Here is a 21,223-nt window from a genome sequence, read left to right on the forward strand (position 1 = left end):
GGAGTCGAGGCGTTCCTCCGGCCGCTCCCGGCGGTTCTCATCTGGGCGTGCCACGATTCGTCCTCCTTCCCGAGGGGACCGCCGTGCGGCGGGTGCGGGTCCGCGGTCGCGACGCGGCGCCGGGGTTGGCGTCGGCCGCGTCCTGACTCCGCCAGTCGTCCGGGAGGACGTGGTCGAGGACGTCGTCGATGGTCACCACCCCGACGAGTCGGTGGGCGTCGTCGACCACGGGGACGGACAGGAGGTTGTAGGTCGCCATCACGCGCGTGACCTCGGCGGCGCTCGCGTCGACCTTGACCGGCTCGGTCTGCTGGTCGATGAGGGTGCCGAGACGCTCGTTCGGCGGGTACCGGAGCATGCGCTGGAAGTGCACGAGGCCGAGGAACCGGCCGGTCGGCGGCTCGTACGGCGGCAGCGTGACGCACACCGCGGCGCCGAGCACCGGGGCGAGTTCGTGGCGACGCACCAGGGCCAGGCCCTCGGCGACGGTCGAGTCGGCGGACAGGATCACCGGCTCGGTCGTCATGAGACCACCCGCGGTGTCCGGCTCGTACTCGAGCAGCATGCGGACGTCCTGCGCCTCCTCCGGCTCCATCAGCTCGAGGAGGGCCTCACTGCGCTCGTCGGGCAGCTGCGCCAGCAGGTCGGCTGCGTCGTCCGGCTGCATCTGGTCGAGGACGTCGGCGGCGCGGGCGTCCCGCAGCGCGGACAGGATCTCGATCCGCTCCTGGTCCGGCATCTCCTCGAGCACGTCGGCGAGCCGGTTGTCCGGCAGCTCCTCGGCCACTTCGAAGCGGCGCTCGGACGGCAGGTCGAGCAGGGTCGACGCCAGGTCGGCGGGCACCAGGTCGGAGTAGGCGGCGATGACGTGCTCGGCGGACTGGGACTCACCGGGGAGCTCGTCCTCGGTGACCTCGTTCCACGTGGCGAAGGTGGTCGGCCCCTTGCCGAACGGCGAGGGCGTGGTCTTCGGCTTGCGCAGGAACAGCTGCGCGATCGACCAGTCGCCCTGCCCGTGGTCCTCGATCGCGACGTCCTCGATGGTCGCCCGGATCTGCTCCTTCTTGATGAGCACCTTGCGGCCGAGGATCTCCGCGATCACCCGGACCTCACCGCCGCGCTGCTCGAAGCGGCGCATGTTGACCAGTCCGGTCGTGATGACCTGCCCGGCACCGATCGAGGTGATCCGGCCGATGCTGACGAAGATACGGCGCTTGCCGGGGACCTCGACGATCAGGCCGACGACCTGCGGGGCGTCGACGCGGCGGTACACGACGAGGACGTCACGCACCCGGCCGACACGGTCGCCCGCGGGGTCGAAGACGGAGCACCCGGCGAGGCGGGCGACGAAGACCTTCGAGGCGCTCACCCGTCCAGCGTAGTCGCTCGCCCGCCCCTGCTCGCCGCCCCTTCCCTGGTGGTTCTCGTGTGATCGCAAGGACTCCGGTGGATGATGACTGGGTGAGCACTCAAAGCCCCTTCGGCGGCCGCACGGCACAGGCGTTCCCCACGCTGCCCCGCGGTGACGTCCTCGGCACCTTCGACAGCTACCCCGAAGCACAGCGCGTGGTCGCGAAGCTCGCCGAGGCGGACTTCCCGGTCGCCAAACTGTCCATCGTCGGCAACGACCTCAAGACCGTCGAGCGGGTCACCGGCAAGATGACCTACGGGCGGGCCGCCCTGGCGGGTGCGCTCTCCGGGCTCTGGCTCGGGTTCTTCTTCGGCATCGTCCTGACGCTCTTCTCGCCGCAGGCCGGCGGGCTCTTCTTCGCCGCGGCCGTCATCGGTGCGGGCTTCGGCATGCTGTACGGGATCGTCTCGTTCGCGATCACGAAGCGGCAGCGGGACTTCACGAGCATCCACCAGGTCCTCGCCACCACCTACCAGATCGTCGTCGATCCGCAGCTGTCGGGTCAGGCGCAGCGCATCCTCGGTCAGGGCGGCGCGATCGAGCACACGTCGTGGGACCAGCCCGGCGGGCCCGGGTACCGCGGGCAGCAGCAGCAGCAGCAGCAGCAGCAGGGCCAGGGGCAGCTCGGCGGGCCCGGCCAGCAGCAGTGGGGTCCCGGTCCCGGCGTCCCGCCGCAGAGTGCGCCGCCGCAGTACGGCCAGCCTGGTCAGCAGTGGCGTCCGGGCGCTGCGCCGCAGGGGTCGCCGTACGGCGGTCACGCGACGCCGCACCAGCCGGGAGGCCCGGGGCGGCCCGCCGGACCGGACCAGCAGCAGGGTGGGGACGGAGCAGCGCCGAGCGCTCCGGGCGGACAGGGGCCGGCGACGCCCCGGTACGGCACGAACGACGGGCCCCGCTACGGCACGAACGACGGAGCGGTCCGTCCGGCTCCGACCGGTGACGGTCCCGCGCACCGCCCCGCCGCGCCGCGGTACGGGACGAACGAGGGGGCCGCCCGGACACCCGGATCCGACGGCGGTGCCGGTGCCGACCAGGCGCAGCGTCCGTCCGGGTCGACCCGGAGCTACGGCACGAACGACGGGCCCCGCTACGGCGAGCAGGCTCCGACGTCGGCGGGCGGCACCGGTCCCGCCGCTGAGGGGGACCCGGCGACCCCGGACGCCGGGCATCGTCAGGACGACGGCACGGACCGGCGAGCGGGTGACGACCGGCGGGCATGACGTCCCGTCGCTGCTGCAGGCCGACTGCGCGCGTCGACCGCGTCGCCGGCACGTGTCGGATGCGCCGCCGTTCCGGCGGACACCACAGATGACGACGGGCTCCCGGTCGACGCCGATCGACCGGGAGCCCGTCGTCGTTCCCGGAGCACTCCGGGTCCGACTCGGTGGGTCGTCAGAGGATCTTCGAGAAGCAGACCGACTGTGCAGCGCCCACGTACGGCCCGAAGTTCGCGATGCGGCGGAAGCCCTCGCGCTCGTAGAACCGGATCGCGCCCTTCTGCTCCGTCCCCGTCTCGAGGACGAGCGCCGGGGATCCGAGGTCGAGCGCCGCCTCCTCCAGCCGACGCAGGATCAGCGCCGCGACGCCGGACCCGCGGGACTCGGTCCGCACGTACATCCGCTTCACCTCGGCGATCCCGTCGTCCACCATCCGCAGCCCACCGCACCCGACCGGCGTCCCCGCTTCGTCGCGCGCGACGAAGAACACGGCGATCGAGTCGGCGGTCGGCTTCGGGCCCGGCTCGGTGTCCGCTCCGTACGTGCTCTCGATCTCGATGCGCTGTGCTGCTCGCAGCCGCTGTGCGTCGGGCGAGTCGAAGTGCTCGACGTCGATCAGGAAGGTACTCGAGGGGGCTTCAGCGCTCACGAGGCTCAGGCTAGCGCGCAGAACGGGCGATCCACCCCTCCACTTCCGAGGGGGTCCGGGGGATGCCGACGGACAGGTTCTCGGCGCCGTCCTCGGTCACCAGGATGTCGTCCTCGATCCGGACGCCGATCCCGCGGAACTCCTCGGGCACGGTGAGGTCGTCCTGCTGGAAGTACAGGCCGGGCTCGATCGTGAAGACCATCCCGGGCTGCACGATGCCGTCGAGGTACATCTCCCGCCGGGCCTTCGCGCAGTCGTGGACGTCGAGGCCGAGGTGGTGGCTCGTGCCGTGCACCATGTAGCGACGGTGGAACTGGTTGTCCGGCTGCAGCGACTCCTCGGCGGAGACCGGCAGGAAGCCCCACTCGGCGGTCTTCCGCGCGATGACCTCCATCGCGGTGGCGTGCACCTGCCGGAACGTGATGCCCGGCTCGACGATCGCGAACGCGGCGTCGGCGGCCTCGAGCACGGCCTCGTAGACCATCCGCTGCACGGGGGAGAACGTGCCGCTCACGGGTAGCGTGCGGGTGATGTCGGCCGTGTAGAACGAGTCGACCTCGACCCCGGCATCGATGAGGATGAGGTCGCCCGGCTGGACGGCGCCGTCGTTGCGGGTCCAGTGCAGGATGCAGGCGTGGTGGCCGGCGGCGGCGATGGTGTCGTAGCCGACCGTGTTGCCGTCCGCGCGGGCGCGACGGTTGAACGTGCCCTCGACGATGCGCTCGCCGCGGGGGTGCGCGAGCACCGCGTCGAAGTCCGCGATGACGTCGTCGAAGCCGTACTGGGTCGCGTCGACGGCCTTGCGCAGCTCGTGCACCTCGTAGGGGTCCTTCACGAGGCGGAGTTCGGACAGGTCGCGCGACAGGACGTCGTCGGTCGCGGGGGTACCGTCCTGCTCCGCCGCTCCGCCGACCGTCGTGCCGAGACGCTCGTCGAGTGCGCGCGTGAAGTCGGGGTCGGCGTCACGGACCACGAGCACGGAGGCGTCGAGCCCGGCGAGCGCGTCGTCGAGCTCACCGAGGTCGGCGGTCGCGACGCCGAGGTCGGCCGCGACCTCGGCCAGGGAGGGGCGCGGCCCGACCCAGAACTCGCCGATCTCCGGGTTGGCGTAGAACTCCTCCGAGTCGCGGCCCGCCGTCGCACGGAAGTACAGGGTGGCGTCGTGTCCGCTGCCGTTCGGCGCGAGGACGAGCACGGAGCCGACCACGGTGTCCGTGCCCCACCCGGTCAGGTGGGCGAAGGCGGAGTGCGGGCGGAACGGGTAGTCGCAGTCGTTCGAGCGGACCTTCGCCTGTCCCGCCGGCACGACGATCGTGCGGCCGGTGTGCAGCTCGGACAGACGGGCACGACGTGCGGCGGCGAAGGCCGACTGCTCGCGTGGCGCCGGCAGCGGACGCTCCCGTTCGGCCCAGTTCGAAGCGATGTGGTCCTTGAACACGGACGAGCCGGGAGTGGTGGAGCGGTTGCTCGTCGCGCGGGGAGTGGTGTCGGCCATGTCCCCCATCATCGCACCGCGCTTCCGGGTCTTCGCGTGGCGGGCGTCCGATCGGATCGACCCGGCCGGTTCCGCGACGCAGGGGGAGCGTTCCGCGGCCACCTGTGGCGGCATCGGAACACGGAGGGCGGGCCGTTCCGGGATCGGAACGGCCCGCCCTCGCGTCGCCGGTCAGACGACCTGCGACACCGGTGCCTGCCCGCCGGGTCCGTCGGGGGACCACCGGCTGGACGAGTGGTGCTCGATGGTCAGTTCGAGCGTCCGTTGACGTCGCGTCGGTCGTCGTCGTTCCAGTCGGGCTTGCGCACGCCGGACTTGGCGACACCGCGACTGAGGATGTAGGCGGCCGTCACGATCGCGACGTACAGCCAGGCCTGGTCGGCGCCGAAGCCGCTGTGGCCTTCGTCCGCGTTGTCGACGACCGCCGACGCGATGAGGATCGCGATCGACACGACCAGCCACGCGTAGAACTCGGTCGTCTTGAGCGCGGACTTGGTCTCGTTCCAGGTGGCACGGACGACTGAGTCGTGTCGTGCGGGATTCCCTGCCGTGTTCGACATGGTCACTCCTTCTGATCTCCGCCACCGCACTTCGATGGCGTCATGCACGCGACATTTGTCTCGCTCGGTTGATTACTCACTCAGCTTCGGTTCACAGCGACGCCGAGGAGGATGGCGATCATCCAGGACACGAGGGGACGATCGACGATGAAGTCCGAAGGCGACGCGCACAAGACACCCGGCCTGTTCACCAGCGAGCCCCGGACCAGCGGGGGTGCCGCCGCCATCGCGAGCCTGCAGGAACTCAGCGACAGCGTCCACGACGCGGACGAGCGGGCGCTGCGCGCATTGGGGATGTTGCCCATCGATGCTCTCGCCCTGCGGTACCTCGTGCTCGCCCGGCACGAGGCGCGAACGGTGAAGCCGACGCAGCTCGCACAGGCATTGCGGCTCTCGACCGCTGGGATCACGAAGCTCGTCGATCGACTCGTCCGCGACGGCCGGGCGGCTCGCGGACCGAACCCGCGTGACCGTCGCAGTGTCGTCGTCACCGCAGCTGGAACAGCGGAGCAGGACCTCGCAGCTGCCTACGGACACATCCATGCTCCACTGATCGCGACCATCGACGCGCTCAGCGACGACGAAGCGGCCGCCGTGGAACGCTTCGCGTCCCGGCTCGCGGCCGCCCTCCGCGACGGATCCAGCACGCCGAGGACTCCGCCCGTGGTCGAGATGCACCCCGGCAACGGCGGCAGCGGCGGCAGCGGTGGGTGATCGGCCACGCGTCCGTGAACGGCGTGCGACCGGCCGGTGACCTGTGGATAGCATTGCCGCGTGCCTGAAGCGTTCATCGACCTGCACGCTCACTCGAGCGTCTCCGACGGCACCGAGCGCCCTGCTGACCTCGTCCGTGCGGCGGCGGTGAGCGGGCTCGACTGCGTCGCCCTCACGGACCACGACACCACCGCCGGATGGGCAGAGGCGTCCGACGCCGCTCGAGAGCTCCCGCTCACCCTGGTGCCCGGGCTCGAGTTGAGCACCCGGACGGGCTGGCGGAGCGTGCATGTGCTCGGGTACCTCGTCGACCCGACGGATCCCGCACTCGTCGCCGAGACCGACGCCATCCGTGACGGTCGGCTCACGCGTGCCCGCAGCATGGTCGATGCCATCGGCCGTGACCACCCCATCACCTGGGACGACGTCCTGGCCGAGGCGAGCGTCGGAGCGACCATCGGGCGCCCGCACATCGCCGATGCGCTCGTCCGGCTGGGGCTCGAGACGGACCGGAGTGCTGCGTTCGGCGGGATCCTGCACCCGTCGTCCGGGTACTACGAACCCCACGACGCCCCGACGCCCCTGCGCGGCGTGGAACTCGTCCGCGCGGCCGGTGGCGTCCCGGTGATCGCGCACCCGGCGGCCTCGTCGCGTGGCATCGTGATCGACGAACCGATGCTCCGGGAACTCGTCGACGCCGGCCTCGGCGGGCTCGAGGTCGACCACCGGGAGAACGTCGCCGAGGGCAAGCGGACGCTGCTGGAGTGGGCTGAGCGCTACGGCCTGTTCGTCACCGGTTCGAGCGACTACCACGGCACCGGCAAGCCGAACCGCCTCGGGGAGCACCGGACGGCGCGCCGTTCCTTCGACACGATCGTCGGCCAGGCGACCGGTAGCGTGCCCGTCGTCGGCCCTGGTTCGCGCCTGTCCTGACCCGGTCGGCCGGTCCGTCGGCCGGGTCACGGGCCTCCCGTCCGAGGGTGCGTCGAGCCGCCGCAGGGGCCGGAACCGCGGTTTCCACAGGCGAGCCGGCCGTGTCGGTCGCAGCCGCGCCACGGGCCCCGGGACGACGAAGGCCCCGTCACGCTCGTGACGGGGCCTTCGGCCTGGAGGCGCTACTCGCCGTCCGTGGATCCCTGCGGTGCCGACGCGGCCGCCTCCGACGAGCCACCGCCGCCGCGACGGCGGCGACGCCGACGGCGCTTCTGCACGCCGTCGGCGGCGTCGTCACCGGCGGGGGAGGTGGGTGCCGACGCAGTGGCCGGGGCAGCGGCGTCCGCTGCCGGGGCGGAGCGCTCCGGAGCCGGGCGGTCACCCGAGGTGCGGCGGGAGCCGGTCTGCTCGGAGCCCGACGACCGGGTGCGGCTGCGCGACCGCGACCCGCTGGCGCTGCCGGAGCCCGAACCGGACCCGGAGCGTCCACCGGAAGCCGGCTTCTCGGCGCCGGCGGTGGCGGCGTGCGACGACGCGCCGGGCAGGCGGCCCTTGGTGCCGGCCGGGATGTCCAGGTCGGTGAAGAGGTGCGGCGACGACGAGTACGTCTCGACGGGCTCGGGGATGCCAAACTCGAGCGCCTTGTCGATGAGCGTCCACTTGTGCAGGTCGTCCCAGTCGACGAAGGTGACGGCGATGCCGGTCTTGCCGGCACGACCGGTGCGGCCCGCGCGGTGCAGGTACGTGTCGGGGTCGTCCGGGATCGTGTGGTTGATGACGTGCGTGACGTCGTCCACGTCGATGCCCCGCGCGGCCACGTCGGTCGCGATGAGGACGTCGCGCTTGCCGGCCTTGAAGGCGGCCATCGCGCGCTCGCGCTGCTCCTGGTTGAGGTCGCCGTGGACGGCCGCGGCGTTGAAGCCACGGTCCTTCAGCTCCTCGACGATGCGTGCGGCGGCACGCTTGGTGCGCGTGAAGATGACGGTCTTGCCGCGGCCCTCCGCCTGGAGGATGCGGGCGATGACCTCGTCCTTGTCCAGGGAGTGCGCGCGGTAGATGACGTGCTTGATGTTCGCCTGCATCAGACCCTCGTCGGGGTCCGTCGCGCGGATGTGCACCGGGCGGGACATGAAGCGACGCGCGAGTGCGACGATCGGCGCGGGCATCGTCGCCGAGAAGAGCATGGTGTGGCGGACCGCCGGGACCGACTGGAAGATGCGCTCGATGTCGGAGAGGAACCCGAGGTCGAGCATGCGGTCGGCCTCGTCGAGGACGATCTCCTGTACCTGCGAGAGGTCGAGGAGGCGCTGCCGCTGCAGGTCGATGAGACGGCCGGGCGTCCCGACGACGATCTGGGCGCCGGCCTTGAGCTGCTCGACCTGGCCTTCGTAGGCCTTGCCGCCGTAGATCGAGACGAGCTTCGTCGACCGGTTGACCATCGCGGACTCGAGGTCCTCGGACACCTGCACCGCGAGTTCCCGCGTGGGCACGACGACGAGCGCCTTCACCCCCGGCCCGGGGTCTGCGCCGAGGCGCTGGATCAGCGGCAGGCCGAACCCGAAGGTCTTGCCGGTGCCGGTCTTGGCCTGACCGATGATGTCCTGGCCGGTCAGGGCGAGCGGGATCGTCTGCTGCTGGATCGGGAAGGGCTCGATGATGCCCTTGCTCGCGAGCGCATCGACGATGTCCTGCTCGATCTGGAGTTCTGAGAAAGTCAAGAAGTTCACCCTGTTCGTGGGGAGGAGTCCCGCCCAGTCTACCGACGTGCCGGACGGGGATGAGCCGACCCGTATGCTGGTCGTGTGGTGTCGTGGTGGAACCGGAAGCGCGCTGCGCAGCTCGCCGCGGCCTGGCTCGCGTCGCGGAACCCGCGCGGCGGTGCCGTCGAGCGTCTGCGACTCGACGACGTCAGTCCCGAGCTCGACGTCTACCTCGGTCAGGCCGCCTACCTCCAGCTGTCGCTGTACGAGACGATGGGGCGTGCCGGAGCCGGTGCGCCGACGCTCTCGGGCCGTCTGGTGACCGGGGTGCTCGCGACGACCGCCCTCGAGCGGCACCGGACCATCGTCGCCGAGATCGAGCGCGGCGGTGAGGAACCCGCCGAGCTGATGGCGCCGCACCGGGACGCGATCGACACGTTCCTCGAGCGGACGAGTGGTGCGGACTGGTACGAGTCGATGCTGACCGGCTACGTGACCGCGGGCATCCTCAACGACCTGTTCGCCAACCTGCTCCGGTCACTCCCGATCGACGTCCGGCAGCGCCTGCGCACGGTGTTCGACGCGCGGGAGGAACCCGCCGTGGTCGAGGAGCTCACCGCCCGCATCGACGAGGACCCGGTCGTGGCGTCCCGTCTGGCGATGTGGGGACGACGGCTGGTCGGGGACACGCTGCTCGTGGCCCGGTCCGCGTTGGCGTCACACGCCCGGGAGGACCAGGAGCGCCTCGAGCCGGTCTGGACCGAGCTCATCGCGGCGCACACCCGGCGGATGGACGCGCTCGGCCTGACGGCCTGACAGTCAGCCTGTCGGGGCTGACCCGCCGGTGCGACGCGACCGCGCAGCGGGCGTCAGACGCCCTGCTTGACCGAACGCTCGTAGTGCGCCTGGTCGGCGGCGGTGCGACGGCGGCCGAGGACGACCTCGACCACCAGGGCGACCGCGGCGGCACCGAGCAGGGGGACGACCCAGATCCAGGTGCCGTCGTACGGCCACCCGGCCCAGGTCAGCGCCTCCCACAGCACGGCCGCGACGATGCCGCCGACCACCGGGCCGACCACGACGCCACGGGTCCTGCGCCACGGCACGACCACGTGGGCGACGGCCCCGAGCAGGATCCCGCCGAGGACGGCGAAGAGGAGCTCCACGCCAGGAGCGTCAGGCGACGAAGCCGATGCGGCGCGACTCTTCCGAGCCCACCTCGACGTACGCGAGAGCAGCGACCGGCACGATGAACCGGCGGCCCTTGTCGTCCTTGAGTGACAGGTGCGTCGCCTGGGAGGCGAGGGCCTCGGAGACGGCGGTCTCGATCTCGTCGGCGGACTGCGCCGTCTCGAAACCGATCTCACGCGGGCTGTTGATGATGCCGATCTTGATGTCCACGAAGCTCAGCGTAGTCGAGCGCCCCCTGCCCGCCCGGCTCGTTCGCCGCGGGCGCACACCCCGCCCGGCACCCGGCGCGGGCGGCACAGGATGTCGGCCGCGCTCGGTACCGTACGACCGTGCCACCGACCACCCTGACGCCCGCGCCGGACCTCGGCACGGTCACGCGCGCGCTCGTGGCGGACCCCGGCCAGCAGGCCGTCCTGGCACTGCCGGACGGGGTGCACGCGGCGGTGTCCGGTGCCCCGGGCACGGGCAAGACGAGCACGCTCACGCGTCTGGTGGCCGACCGCTTCGCCCGTCCCGACGCCGTCGACGCCGCGGGCAACGCGACCGTCCTGGCGCTGACCTCGGCGCGCGTGGCCGCCACCGCCCTCCGCGACCGGCTCGCCGCCGCCGTGGACCGGGTCACGCCGGGAGCGCTCGCCCGCACCGTGAACTCCCTGGCCTTCCAGGTCGTGGCGCACGCGGCGACCGTGCAGGGGCAGGAGGCGCCGACCCTCCTGACCGGTGGTGAGCAGGACCGCATCCTCGCCGACCTCCTCGCCGGCCACGAGCTCGACGGCACCGGCCCGGACTGGCCGGCCCCGATCACCGCGGTGGTGCGGGAGCGCGCCGGCTTCCGCACGGCCCTCCGCGACCTCATGATGCGGGCGGTCGCCGCCGGCATCGAACCCGACGACATGCGCGAGCTCGGCGACGAGACGGGCCACCCCGAGTGGCGTGCGGTGGGCGACCTCGTCGACGAGTACCGCGCCACCGTGACCGCGTTCCGTGCGACGAACCTCGACGCGGCCGAACTCGTTGCCTTCGCGACCGCCGCGGTGCTCCGCGGCGACCTCCCGCCCGCGGTGGCCGCACTGCGCCTGGTGGTCGTCGACGACGTCCAGGAACTCGTCGAGGGCGAGATCGCCCTGCTCGGTGCGCTCGCCCGCTCCGGCGTGCAGGTCGTGGCGTTCGGGGACCCGGACATCGCCGCATCCGCCTTCCGCGGTGGGGTCCCCGACGTGCTCGGACGGCTCGGTCCACGCCTCGGCGTCGAGCACGTGCAGGAGATCGTGCTCGGCACGGTGCACCGGCACGCGGCCCCGATCCGGTCCCTCGTCACCGGCGTCACGGGGCGCATCGGCACCGCGGCCGCCGGTCGGCAACGCGCTGCCGCATCGCGGGAGGCCCGTGGCCGCTCCGACGCCGTCCTGCACCTGGAAGCCCCCAGCCGTTCCGCGATGGTGGCGGCGGTGGCGAGACGTCTCCGCGAACACCGGCTGCTCGACGGGGTGCCGTGGCACCGGATGGTCGTCGTCACCCGCAGCGGCGCCGCGATCCCGGAACTCGTCCGGGCGCTCTCGGTCGCCGAGGTCCCCGCGACCGCCGGAGCCGCGCCCACCCGTCCCCGCGACGAGACGGCCTCCCGGGCGCTCGTCGACGCGGCCGCCGTCGCACTCGGCGTGGTGCCGCTCGACGCCGCACTCGCGACGTCCTTCGCGACGGGGCCGCTCGGTGGGCTCGACACCCTGGCGATCCGCCGACTCCGTCTGGCGCTCCGGCGCGAGGAGCTGGCCGGTGGCGGGACCCGCACGGCCGACGAGCTCCTCGTCGACGCCCTCGGCGCCCCGGAACGGCTCGCGACGATCGACGCCGCCTTCGCCCGACGGGCCGCGCGGCTGGCGACGAGCTTCGTGACCGCCCGTCACGACGCCGAGACCGGCGCGAGCATCGAGGAGATCCTCTGGGGGCTGTGGGAACGCAGCGGCCTCGCCGGTGTCTGGCGGTCGCAGTCGGTCGCCGGCGGTGTCGGTGCTGCCGAGGCGGACCGTCACCTCGACGCCGTGGTGGGGCTCTTCACCGCCGCCAAGCGCTTCGTCGAGCGGACGCCGGACGCCCCGGCGCGCGTGTTCATCGACGACCTCCTCGGTGCCGACCTCCCCGAGGACTCGATCGGGCCGGACCGGACCGCCGGGCGCGTCCGGGTGCTGACCCCCTCGGCCACCGTCGGACTGGAGTGCGACGTCGTCGTGGTGACGGGCCTCCAGGACGGTGTCTGGCCGAACACCCGCGTGCGCGGCAGCCTGCTCGACCCGGACGGGTTGGTCCGTGCCGCCGCCGGGATCCCGCACTCGCCGACGGACGACCGGGCGGCGGTCATCGGGGACGAGCTGCGGTTGTTCGCCCGTGCCGTGTCCCGGGCGACGACCCAGGTCGTCATCGCGACCGTGGCGAACGACGACGAGTCGCCGTCACCGTTCGTCCGGCTCGTGCCGGTGCCGCCGGACCGGCAGCCGTCGGCGCACCCGCTCTCGCTGCGCGGACTGGCCGGGTCACTGCGCCGCCGCGTGGTCGCCACGGGCGACTCCGAGGCCGCCTCGGCGCTCGCACGACTCGCCGCCGAGGACGTCCCCGGCGCGTCGCCCGACGACTGGTACGGCCTGGCCGAGCCCACGACGGATGCGCCGCTCGTCGACCTGGACGCCGAGCCGGTCGTGCCCGACGGCGGCGACGAGCCGGTCCCGCCGACCGTGTCGGTGTCGCCGTCGCGCATCGGCACCTTCGAGGAGTGCCCGGTGCACTGGTTCGCGCAGACGTTCGGCGGCGGTGCCCCGAGCCCCGCGATGGGCATCGGGACGATCGTGCACGAGGCCATGGAGCACGCGACCGACGTCGACGTCGAGTCGCTGTGGCAGCGCGTCGAGGACCGGTGGGACGAGCTGACGTTCGAGTCGCCGTGGATCGCCGACCGCGAGCGCGCCCGGACCCGGCGGATGATCGAGGGCCTCAGCGACTACCTGCGGACCTTCGCGAGCGCGGGGCGTCGTCTGCTCGGCGCGGAGTCGTCGTTCGCGCTCGTGACCGGCCCGGCCCGGGTGCGGGGGAGCATCGACCGCATCGAGGTCGACCCGGACGGGCGGATCAGCATCGTCGACCTCAAGACCGGACGTTCCATGCCGAGCGAGAAGAACGACATGCCTGGGCACCCGCAGCTCGCCGCCTACCAGCTCGCCGTCGCCGACGGTGCGGTCGAGGGCGTCCCGGCGGGCTCGGAGACCACTGACGCGCGGCTCGTGTTCGTGCAGAACCCGAAGGGCGTGCACGCCTACTCCGAGCGGACGCAACGGGCACTCGACCCGGAGTCCCGCGAGGCGTACCGCGAGCGGTTGCACGACGTCGCCCGCGGCATGGCGGGGCGGACGTTCCTGGCGAACGTCGACGACCACTGCGACCGCGCCCGGACGGGTACCGAGTGCCGGATCCACGTGGTGGGCGAAGTGACCTGGTGAGCGCGGAGGAGACGACGGCGCTGGACGGTCCCGCGACCGACAGCGCCCTGGAGCGGCTCCCGCGGGTCGGTGCCGACGCGATCGCCGACGCGCTCGGCAAGCCCCGACCGACCGAGCAGCAGCGCGCGGTCATCGAGTCACCGCTCGCGCCCGCCCTCGTCGTCGCGGGGGCCGGCAGCGGGAAGACCGAGACGATGGCCTCCCGGGTCGTCTGGCTGCTCGCGAACGGGTACGTCCAGCCGGACCAGGTGCTCGGTCTGACCTTCACCCGCAAGGCGGCGGGTGAGCTCGGCGTCCGCATCAACGACCGGATCGCCGCGCTCGAGGACGCCGGACTCATCCCGACCGGCGACGCCTTCCTCGCGCCGACGGTGTCGACGTACAACGCGTTCGCCAACGCCGTGTTCCGCGAGAACGCCCTGCTCGTCGGCCGGGACGGCGAGTCCCAGGTGCTCACCGAACCCTCCGCCTGGCAGCTCGCCCGCCGGGTGGTGGTCGCCGCGCGGGACGACCGCCTGGCCGGCCTCGACCGGAACGTCGACACCATCACCGCGGCGGTCGTCGCGCTCGCCGGGGCCGCGTCCGAGCACCTCGTCGACCCGGCGGACCTCCGACGCTTCGCCATCGACTTCGGGGAGCTGCTGGAACTGCCCGGGTCGAGCCGGGGCACGCCGTACCGGGCCGTCACCGACGCCGTCGCCGCGATCGGGTCGCTCGAGCCGCTCGCCGACCTCGTGGAGGAGTTCCGCCGGCAGAAGGTGGACCGCGGCTTCGTCGAGTTCTCCGACCAGATCGCCCTGGCGCTCGCCGCGGCCGACGCAGCCCCCCGGGTGGCCACCGACCTGCGCGCACGCTTCGCGGTGGTGCTCCTCGACGAGTACCAGGACACGTCGGTCGTGCAGACGCGGTTCCTCGCTCGGCTGTTCCGGGACCACCCGGTGATGGCGGTCGGGGACCCGCACCAGTCCATCTACGGGTTCCGCGGTGCGAGCGCCGCGAACCTCGCCCGCTTCCCGGCGGACTTCGGCGAGCCGGCCGCCGGACCCGTCGTGACGTACGCCCTGTCGACGAGTTGGCGGAACCCCGTCGACGTGCTCGCCGCCGCGAACGCGGTCGTGCACCCGCTCTCGGCCGCGTCCGAGGTCCGGGTCGAGCAGCTCGCACCCCGGCCGGGAGCCGACCGCGGCACCGTCGCCGTCGTCTTCCCGGAGACCCTGCCGGAAGAGGCCGATGCGGTCGCCGCCTGGTTCGCGGACCACCGCGCACGGAACCCCGGTGGGTCGATGGCGCTCCTGCTGCGCGCGCGGAAGGACCTGGCGGCCTTCACCGCGGCCCTCGCGGCCCGGGCGGTGCCGTACCACGTGCTCGGCACCGGCGGACTGCTGCAGCGGCCGGAGATCGTCGACCTGGTCGCGTGCCTCCGCGTGCTCCACGACCCGGCCGCCGGCAACGACCTCATCCGGTTGCTCGCCGGGGCCCGGTGGCGGGTCGGCGCCGCGGACGTCGTCGCCCTGCACGGCCTCGCCCGCTGGTTGTTCGGGCGCGACCACACGCACCGGCGCCTCGACGACGACGTCACGGCGGCGTTCCGGGCCTCCGTCGCCGCGGGGGAGCAGGGCTCCGTGGTCGACGCCCTCGACTTCGTCACGACCGCCCCGGACGACCACTCCGCGCTGGCCGACATCAGCCCGACCGGGCGCGAGCGGATGCGTGCCCTCGGTGCCCAGCTGGCCTCGCTCCGCGCGCGGGCCGGCGGTGACCTGGTCGACTTCGTCACCCTCGTCGTGCAGGAGATGCGGCTCGACATCGAGGTCGCCGCACACGAGCAGGGCGGCTCGGCGTACCTCGACGCCTTCGTCGACGAGCTGAGCGGGTTCGTGCAGACGGACGACCGCGCCGACCTCGGCGCGTTCCTCGGTTGGATCGACGCGGCCGCTCGTCGTGACGACATGGGCCCGCGGTCCGAGGAGCCCGAGGGCGGCACGGTCCAGATCCTGACGATCCACGGGTCGAAGGGCCTGGAGTGGGACGCCGTCGCCGTGCCCCGGATGGTGGAGGGCGCCCTGCCGGCGCGTCCGCAGGAGGGCTCGACGGGCTGGCTCGGCTTCGGCCGTCTGCCGTACGAGTTCCGCGGTGACGCCGAGGAGCTGCCGCGCCTCGCCTGGCGCGGGCAGGAGACCCAGAAGGACGTCGTCGACGCGATCGACGCGTTCAAGGACGAGGTCAAGGCGCGGAACGAGGACGAGGAGCGTCGGTTGACGTACGTCGCACTCACCCGCGCCAAGCACGAGCTGCTCGTGACCGGGTCGTCATGGTCGACGGGCGTGAAGCCCACGGCTCCGAGCCGGTACCTGCACGACCTCGTCGACGCCGGGGTGCTGCCGGCCGACCGGATCCCGGAGGGCTCCGCGCACGAGTCGAACCCGCTCGGCGACCAGGGGGCGTCGCAGACCTGGCCCCACGTGCCGTTCGGCTCGCGGGGGCCACGGGTGCTCGCGGCCGCTGAGCGCGTGCGCAACGCCAACCCCGGAGCCGCCGGTCGCCACGCCGCCGACATCGACCTGTTGCTCGCGGAACGACGGGCGTCGCGATCGGCCACGCACGCGGTGGCCGTCCCGCACCGCGTGCCGGCGTCCGGGTTCAAGGACTACCTCGGTGAGCCCGACCGGGTCGCGGAGCGGTTGCGCCGCCCGATGCCGGAACGGCCCTACCGTGCGACCCGCCTCGGCACGCTGTTCCACCAGTGGGTCGAGCAGCGTGCTCGTGGTGGAGGTGCCGTGGCGCCGCTCGGTGGGTGGGACGGCGGTCTCGACGCGTGGGACGGCGAGCTCGACCTCGACCTCGGCGAGACCGCGCCCGCCGTCGACGGCGACCTCGCGGTGACCGACGACGACGCCCGGCGCCTGGCCGCCTTCCAGGACACCTTCGCCCGTTCGCGGTGGGCCGGCCTGACCCCCCTCGAGGTCGAGCGGGAGATCCACATCCCGTTCCTCGGGCACAGCGTCGTGTGCAAGCTCGACGCCGTGTACGAGATCGACGGTCGCATCGAGGTCGTCGACTGGAAGACCGGCGGGGCCCCGACCGGAGCGGACGACCTCGATCGTCGGCAGTTGCAGCTCGCGCTCTACCGGGTCGCGTACGCCGAGTTCACCGGGCGTCCGATCGAGGACGTCGACGCGGTGTTCTACTTCGTCGCGGACGACCTCGAGGTCCGACCGACGTCACTGCTCGACCGTGCCGGGCTGGAGCGCGCCTGGCGCGAGGCGATCGGCTGAACCGCGCCGAGCGTCCGGGCCCGACGAGGCCCTGTCAGCCGTGCCGGCGTTCGGTGGAGGACAGGAGCTGCTCGACCTCGCCGATCTCCATGGTCTCCGGCGACACCGCCTGCAGGGGAGCGGCGGTGGGGGCGTGCACCGCTTCGGCAAGGCGGTGCATCATCGCGACCGCGTCGTCGACGACCTCGGTGCTCTTCACCTGCACGCCGTGCAGGAGCCACTGCGCGGTCTCGAGTTCGTGGTGCACGCGGGCGCGCTGGCCGAGCTGGCGGTCACGGCCGCCGCCACCGGCGGTGTAGGCGCTGAGGACGGTGTCGAAGGCCGCACGACGGCCGGCGAGCACCCAGGCGAGGTCCTTCGCCGGGTCGCCGAGGCGGAGTTCGCCCCAGCCGAGCACACCGGTGACCTCGTCGCCCTGCACGAGCAGCGAGTCGACGCCGAGCGAGCCGTGCACGACGGTGGGGGTGAACTGCCAGAGCTGCTGGTCGCGGGCGGCACCCTCCCAGCGCTCCTGGAGCGCGGCCGGCACGAGCTTCGTCGCGACGGCGCGGTCCATCACGGACACGGCGGAGCGGAGCACCTCGAAGGGCGTCAACGAGGGCAGGCCGGCGTCCGTGACGAAGCTCGTCGGCAGGACGTGGAGTGCGGCGACCGCACGACCGACGCTGGTGGCCAGCTCCGGGCGGTCGGTCAGGTCACGGAGCGCGGGGTGCTCACCCTCGACGTACGAGGTCAGGATCGCGCGGGTCGAGCCGATCGGCGCCTGACCGCGGTACTCCGGGACGGCGAACGGGAGGCGCGTGCGGATCCCGGCGCTGAGGGCCCGGATCGCGACGAGGTCGGCGGACTGACGCGCCTCGGCGCGCTGGTTCCGGGGTCGGCGGATGGCCGAGCTCCGGCCCTCGTCGTCGCGGACGACCGCCGACTCGTAGTCACCGGCGGCCACCGAGCCGAGCGTGCGCGTCCCGGTCAGGACGAGCCCGGGCACGGCCGTCGTCGCCAACGCGGCTAGAGTGAACTGCGATCCCGCCATGCCCATCAGGGTAGGTCCGCGGCGCATCCGATCGGTGCGCGCCACGCTGACCCGGGACGTGTCGACCACGAGGAGATCCGTGTGACCGTGGAGTTCGCCGCCCGGCTGCCGCTCGCCCGCAACGAGCTCGACCGCGACGCGGAGTACCGGTCGACGCCGGACCTCGACCGCGTGCTGCGCGACGACCCGGCGACCCGGTTCCTGCCCGTCCACGGTGGTGCGATGCTCCGGAACGGCGACGGCACGCTCCGCTTCGTCGACGCCGGGCAGGTGCCCGACGACGCCACGCTGCTCTACCTCGGACGGGCGATCGCCGACGCCGCGGACGCTCCGGCCGGCACCCGCTTCGTCGCCGCGCTCGTCGACGACGACGCCGCTGCCCGCATCGAACCGGACACCGCGGCGTGGGAGAACCTCCGCATGTTCGGCACCGAACTGTCCGCCCGCGACCAGGGGCTCGCGGTCGAGGCCGTCGCGATGGCGAACTGGCACGCCGTGCACGGGTTCTCGCCGCGGACCGGCTCGGCGACCGAGTCGACCGTCGGCGGGTGGGTCCGCCGCGACCCCGAGGGCCACCAGCACTTCCCGCGCACCGACGCGGCGGTCATCGTCGGCATCACGGACGGCCAGGACCGCATCCTGCTCGGCTCGAACGCCGCGTGGGACGCGAACCGCTACTCGCTCCTCGCCGGGTTCGTCGAGCCGGGGGAGTCCCTCGAGGACGCCGTCCGACGCGAGGTCTTCGAGGAGGCCGGTGTCGCGATCGAGGAGCCCGAGTACCTCGGGTCGCAGCCGTGGCCGTTCCCGGCGTCCCTGATGGTCGGGTTCCGCGCCCGTGCCGTCGACGGCGACCCCTCCACCGCGCGTCCGGACGGCGTGGAGATCATCGACGTCCGCTGGTTCTCGCGCGACGAGATCCGCGAGCACGCCGGTGACACCGTCCTGCTGCCCGGCCGGACCTCGATCGCCCGCGTCATCATCGAGGAGTGGTACGGCGGGCCGCTCGATCTGCCGTGACCGGCGCACCCGGCGCCGTCGACCCGGCGACCCCGTCGCCCGACGCCCTGCTCGCCGCGCTCGACGCCGAGCAGCGGACGGTCGCCCGGACGCTCCTCGGTCCGGTCGCCGTCCTGGCCGGCGCGGGGACCGGCAAGACCCGTGCGATCACGCACCGCATCGCCTACGGCGTCGCGACCGGCACCTACTCGCCGAACCACGTCCTCGCGCTGACCTTCACCACCCGGGCGGCCGGTGAGCTGCGGTCCCGGCTGCGTGCCCTCGGCGCCGGCGCGGTGCAGGCCAGGACGTTCCACGCCGCGGCGATGTCCCAGCTGGGGTACTTCTGGCCGGACACCGTCGGCGGGCACGCCCCGGGGCTGGTGGAGTCCAAGGGCCGGATGATCGCGCACGCCGCGGACACCATCGGCCTGCGGGTCGACACCCCGACGCTGCGCGACCTGGCGGGCGAGGTCGAGTGGCGGAAGGTGCAGCGCCTGACCTACGACGAGTACGAGTCCGCTGCGACCGGACGGACGATGCCGCGCGACACCTCGCCGTCCCGGGTGGTCGACCTCATGCGCGCGTACGAGCGGCTGAAGGACGACCGTCGGCAGATGGACTTCGAGGACGTGCTCCTCGCGACCCTCGGCATGGTCGAGTCCGAGCCCCGGGTGGCCTCGTACGTGCGGCAGCAGTACCGGTTCTTCGTGGTGGACGAGTACCAGGACGTCTCGCCCGTGCAGCACGACCTGCTCCGCGCCTGGCTCGGCGGCCGGGACGACCTGTGCGTGGTCGGCGACGCCAGCCAGACGATCTACTCGTTCACCGGCGCGTCCAGCCGCTACCTGCTCGGGTTCGGCTCCGAGTTCCCGCGCGCGTCGGTGCTCCGGCTCGAACGCAACTACCGCTCGACGCGCGAGGTCGTGCACGCCGCCAACGCCCTGATGCGCGGGCAGCCGGGCGCGCTCGACCTCGTCGCGCAGCAGGCCGAGTCGGGTCCGGACCCGACCGTGCTGGCGTGCGCGCACGACGGTGACGAGGCCGCCACGATCACCAGGCGGATCACGGAACTCGTCGACGGCGGAGCCGCGTACGGCGACTGCGCCGTGCTGTTCCGGGTCGGCGCGCAGTCCGCTGCGATCGAGTCGGCGCTCGGCCGCAACGGGATCCCGTACCGGGTGCAGGGCGGCAAGCGCTTCTTCGACCGACCCGAGGTCAAGCTCGCCGTCCACCACATGCGCGGGGAGGCGGTCCGGCAGACGGACGACGAGCTCCTGCGCCGGGTGGAGCTCGTGTTGCAGATCAGCGGCTGGACCCGCACCGCTCCGGAGGGCACCGGCGCCGTCCGCGAGCAGTGGGAGGCGCTGCAGGCGATCATGCAGCTCGCCGAGGCCGCGCCGGCCGGGACGACCATGCAGCAGTTCACGGCCGACCTGGTCGACCGTGCCGCGACCCACCACGAGCCGGAACTCGACGCCGTCACCCTCGCGACGCTGCACTCGTCGAAGGGCCTGGAGTGGCCGCACGTGGTGCTGGCCGGCGTCGCCGAGGGGCTGCTCCCGATCTCGTACGCGACGACCGACGAGGGCATCGACGAGGAACGACGGCTGTTCTACGTCGGCATCACCCGTGCCCGTCGTTCCCTGACCATGACGTGGTCCGCGCAGGGCTCCACACGGGGCGGGGCCCGGGTGGCGAGCCGGTTCCTGGCAGCCCTCGGCACGCACACCGCGGATGCGGAGCGACCCGCCGGACCGTGACCGACAGGTCCGTCCGGTCGACCAGCAGCTGCTGCGCGTCCGGGTACTGCGCCACGAGGGGGAGGCGCTCGAGCACCAGACGGGTCACCGTCGTGGCGATCGTCGCCGCACGGTAGGGCGACAGCGCGGCCGCCGGTCGGCCCCACACCTGTGCGGCGATCGCCGGCCAGGCCGGATCGGCGTCGGTGCGTTCGAGCTCGACGCACTGGAGGCACGGCCCCGCGCCCGGCACGAGGAACGGACCGACGCGGACCCGGCCGTCGCCCACCACCACCGGCAGGTGCGGCACCGACCGGCGACACCACGCGGCGCGGACCGCCGGGTCCGTCACGTGGTCGGCCACGAGGACGGCGAGCACCGGCGGCGGCTCGGGCTCGGGCACCGGACCGCCCCGAGGAGCGGACGTCCGGACGACCGTCACCCCGTCACCGGTGAGCATCCGGTCGAGTTCCTGCGCGAGCGGACCGGTGCCGGAGACCTCGACCCGGGCGGTCGGTTCCGGGCGGATGTCGACCACAGCGGGGGCCGCGTCACCGAGCAGCCGGGCGGCGACCGCCGGCGCACACCCGACGCTCTGGGCGACGCCCGACATGGCATCCCGACCGGTCTCACGGCGGAGTGCGCAGAGGAAGCGTTCCTCGGCCGTCGTCGGGACCGGCACCACGGAGCGCGGCGGGTCGACCCCGAGCTGGACGGTGCAGGGATCGCGCCAGACGAACTCGAGGGCCGGATCGATGCGGATGCCCATGGGTCAACGCTGGTGCATCCGGCGCCGGAGGTGGTACGGAGACGGCCGATCTG

At 73.1% G+C, this 21,223-nt stretch carries 16 protein-coding genes and 1 pseudogene; 8 read left to right on the top strand and 9 right to left on the bottom strand.

Annotated features, from left to right (window positions below; translation table 11 throughout):
* Positions 1 to 37: 37 nt before the first annotated feature.
* Positions 38 to 1,369: a magnesium transporter MgtE N-terminal domain-containing protein gene (locus tag DEJ18_RS04060; protein ID WP_111081029.1), complete on the bottom strand. Its 1,332-nt coding sequence runs from the start codon at positions 1,367 to 1,369 to the stop codon at positions 38 to 40.
* Between the two features lie 92 nt (positions 1,370 to 1,461).
* On the opposite strand from DEJ18_RS04060, the gene DEJ18_RS04065 reads away from it, so the two are divergent.
* Positions 1,462 to 2,631 carry a general stress protein gene (locus tag DEJ18_RS04065; protein WP_181434116.1) on the top strand — a complete coding sequence of 390 codons (1,170 nt, stop codon included), beginning with the start codon at positions 1,462 to 1,464 and terminating at the stop codon, positions 2,629 to 2,631.
* A gap of 172 nt (positions 2,632 to 2,803) precedes the next feature.
* On the opposite strand, the gene DEJ18_RS04070 is transcribed toward DEJ18_RS04065, so the two are convergent.
* The 3 genes from DEJ18_RS04070 to DEJ18_RS04080 form a co-directional block, all read right to left on the bottom strand.
* Entirely contained in the window at positions 2,804 to 3,277 is a 474-nt protein-coding gene (locus DEJ18_RS04070; protein WP_220034284.1) for a GNAT family N-acetyltransferase, read from the bottom strand.
* Positions 3,278 to 3,287: 10 nt separating this feature from the next.
* Positions 3,288 to 4,772 (bottom strand): aminopeptidase P family protein, encoded by a 1,485-nt coding sequence (locus tag DEJ18_RS04075; RefSeq protein ID WP_181434117.1) that lies wholly within the window; start codon positions 4,770 to 4,772, stop codon positions 3,288 to 3,290.
* A gap of 248 nt (positions 4,773 to 5,020) precedes the next feature.
* A complete protein-coding gene (locus tag DEJ18_RS04080) occupies positions 5,021 to 5,332 on the bottom strand; it encodes a hypothetical protein (RefSeq protein WP_111081027.1) in 312 nt (103 codons plus the stop codon).
* Between the two features lie 147 nt (positions 5,333 to 5,479).
* Here DEJ18_RS04080 and DEJ18_RS04085 point away from each other — a divergent pair, with 147 nt between their 5' ends.
* Complete coding sequence (locus DEJ18_RS04085) at positions 5,480 to 6,046, top strand: MarR family winged helix-turn-helix transcriptional regulator (RefSeq protein WP_181434118.1); 567 nt, start codon at positions 5,480 to 5,482, stop codon at positions 6,044 to 6,046.
* Positions 6,047 to 6,106: 60 nt separating this feature from the next.
* Entirely contained in the window at positions 6,107 to 6,979 is an 873-nt protein-coding gene (locus tag DEJ18_RS04090) for a PHP domain-containing protein (protein ID WP_111209639.1), read from the top strand.
* A 182-nt stretch (positions 6,980 to 7,161) separates the two neighbouring features.
* Here the strand turns inward: DEJ18_RS04090 and DEJ18_RS04095 are convergent, their stop codons facing one another.
* Positions 7,162 to 8,697: a DEAD/DEAH box helicase gene (locus DEJ18_RS04095; protein WP_111081090.1), complete on the bottom strand. Its 1,536-nt coding sequence runs from the start codon at positions 8,695 to 8,697 to the stop codon at positions 7,162 to 7,164.
* A gap of 87 nt (positions 8,698 to 8,784) precedes the next feature.
* Between DEJ18_RS04095 and DEJ18_RS04100 the strand changes: the two genes are divergently transcribed.
* Positions 8,785 to 9,495 (top strand): ferritin-like fold-containing protein, encoded by a 711-nt coding sequence (locus DEJ18_RS04100; RefSeq protein WP_258376844.1) that lies wholly within the window; start codon positions 8,785 to 8,787, stop codon positions 9,493 to 9,495.
* 53 nt (positions 9,496 to 9,548) lie between these two features.
* Here DEJ18_RS04100 and DEJ18_RS04105 read toward each other — a convergent pair whose 3' ends face one another.
* Complete coding sequence (locus tag DEJ18_RS04105) at positions 9,549 to 9,845, bottom strand: hypothetical protein (protein ID WP_111209640.1); 297 nt, start codon at positions 9,843 to 9,845, stop codon at positions 9,549 to 9,551.
* Positions 9,846 to 9,855: 10 nt separating this feature from the next.
* A complete protein-coding gene (locus DEJ18_RS04110) occupies positions 9,856 to 10,080 on the bottom strand; it encodes a DUF3107 domain-containing protein (protein WP_111081023.1) in 225 nt (74 codons plus the stop codon).
* 119 nt (positions 10,081 to 10,199) lie between these two features.
* Between DEJ18_RS04110 and DEJ18_RS04115 the strand changes: the two genes are divergently transcribed.
* Positions 10,200 to 13,355: a UrvD/REP family ATP-dependent DNA helicase gene (locus DEJ18_RS04115; RefSeq protein WP_111209641.1), complete on the top strand. Its 3,156-nt coding sequence runs from the start codon at positions 10,200 to 10,202 to the stop codon at positions 13,353 to 13,355.
* Complete coding sequence (locus tag DEJ18_RS04120; protein ID WP_258376845.1) at positions 13,352 to 16,630, top strand: ATP-dependent DNA helicase; 3,279 nt, start codon at positions 13,352 to 13,354, stop codon at positions 16,628 to 16,630. Before DEJ18_RS04115 ends, DEJ18_RS04120 begins: the two co-directional genes overlap by 4 nt.
* 34 nt (positions 16,631 to 16,664) lie before the next feature.
* Here the strand turns inward: DEJ18_RS04120 and DEJ18_RS04125 are convergent, their stop codons facing one another.
* Positions 16,665 to 17,663 carry a phosphotransferase gene (locus DEJ18_RS04125; protein WP_111209735.1) on the bottom strand — a complete coding sequence of 333 codons (999 nt, stop codon included), beginning with the start codon at positions 17,661 to 17,663 and terminating at the stop codon, positions 16,665 to 16,667.
* Between the two features lie 81 nt (positions 17,664 to 17,744).
* Between DEJ18_RS04125 and nudC the strand changes: the two genes are divergently transcribed.
* Entirely contained in the window at positions 17,745 to 18,680 is a 936-nt protein-coding gene (nudC, locus tag DEJ18_RS04130) for an NAD(+) diphosphatase (RefSeq protein WP_111209642.1), read from the top strand.
* A complete protein-coding gene (locus DEJ18_RS04135; RefSeq protein ID WP_181434119.1) occupies positions 18,677 to 20,422 on the top strand; it encodes an ATP-dependent helicase in 1,746 nt (581 codons plus the stop codon). Before nudC ends, DEJ18_RS04135 begins: the two co-directional genes overlap by 4 nt.
* Here DEJ18_RS04135 and DEJ18_RS15905 read toward each other — a convergent pair.
* Positions 20,415 to 21,170 (bottom strand): annotated as a pseudogene (locus DEJ18_RS15905) (hypothetical protein); the annotation flags it as partial. The gene DEJ18_RS04135 and the pseudogene DEJ18_RS15905 sit on opposite strands and share 8 nt — an antisense overlap.
* Between the last annotated feature and the right edge of the window lie 53 nt (positions 21,171 to 21,223).

It is taken from the genome of Curtobacterium sp. MCSS17_015 (genome assembly GCF_003234265.2).
Classification (GTDB): domain Bacteria; phylum Actinomycetota; class Actinomycetes; order Actinomycetales; family Microbacteriaceae; genus Curtobacterium.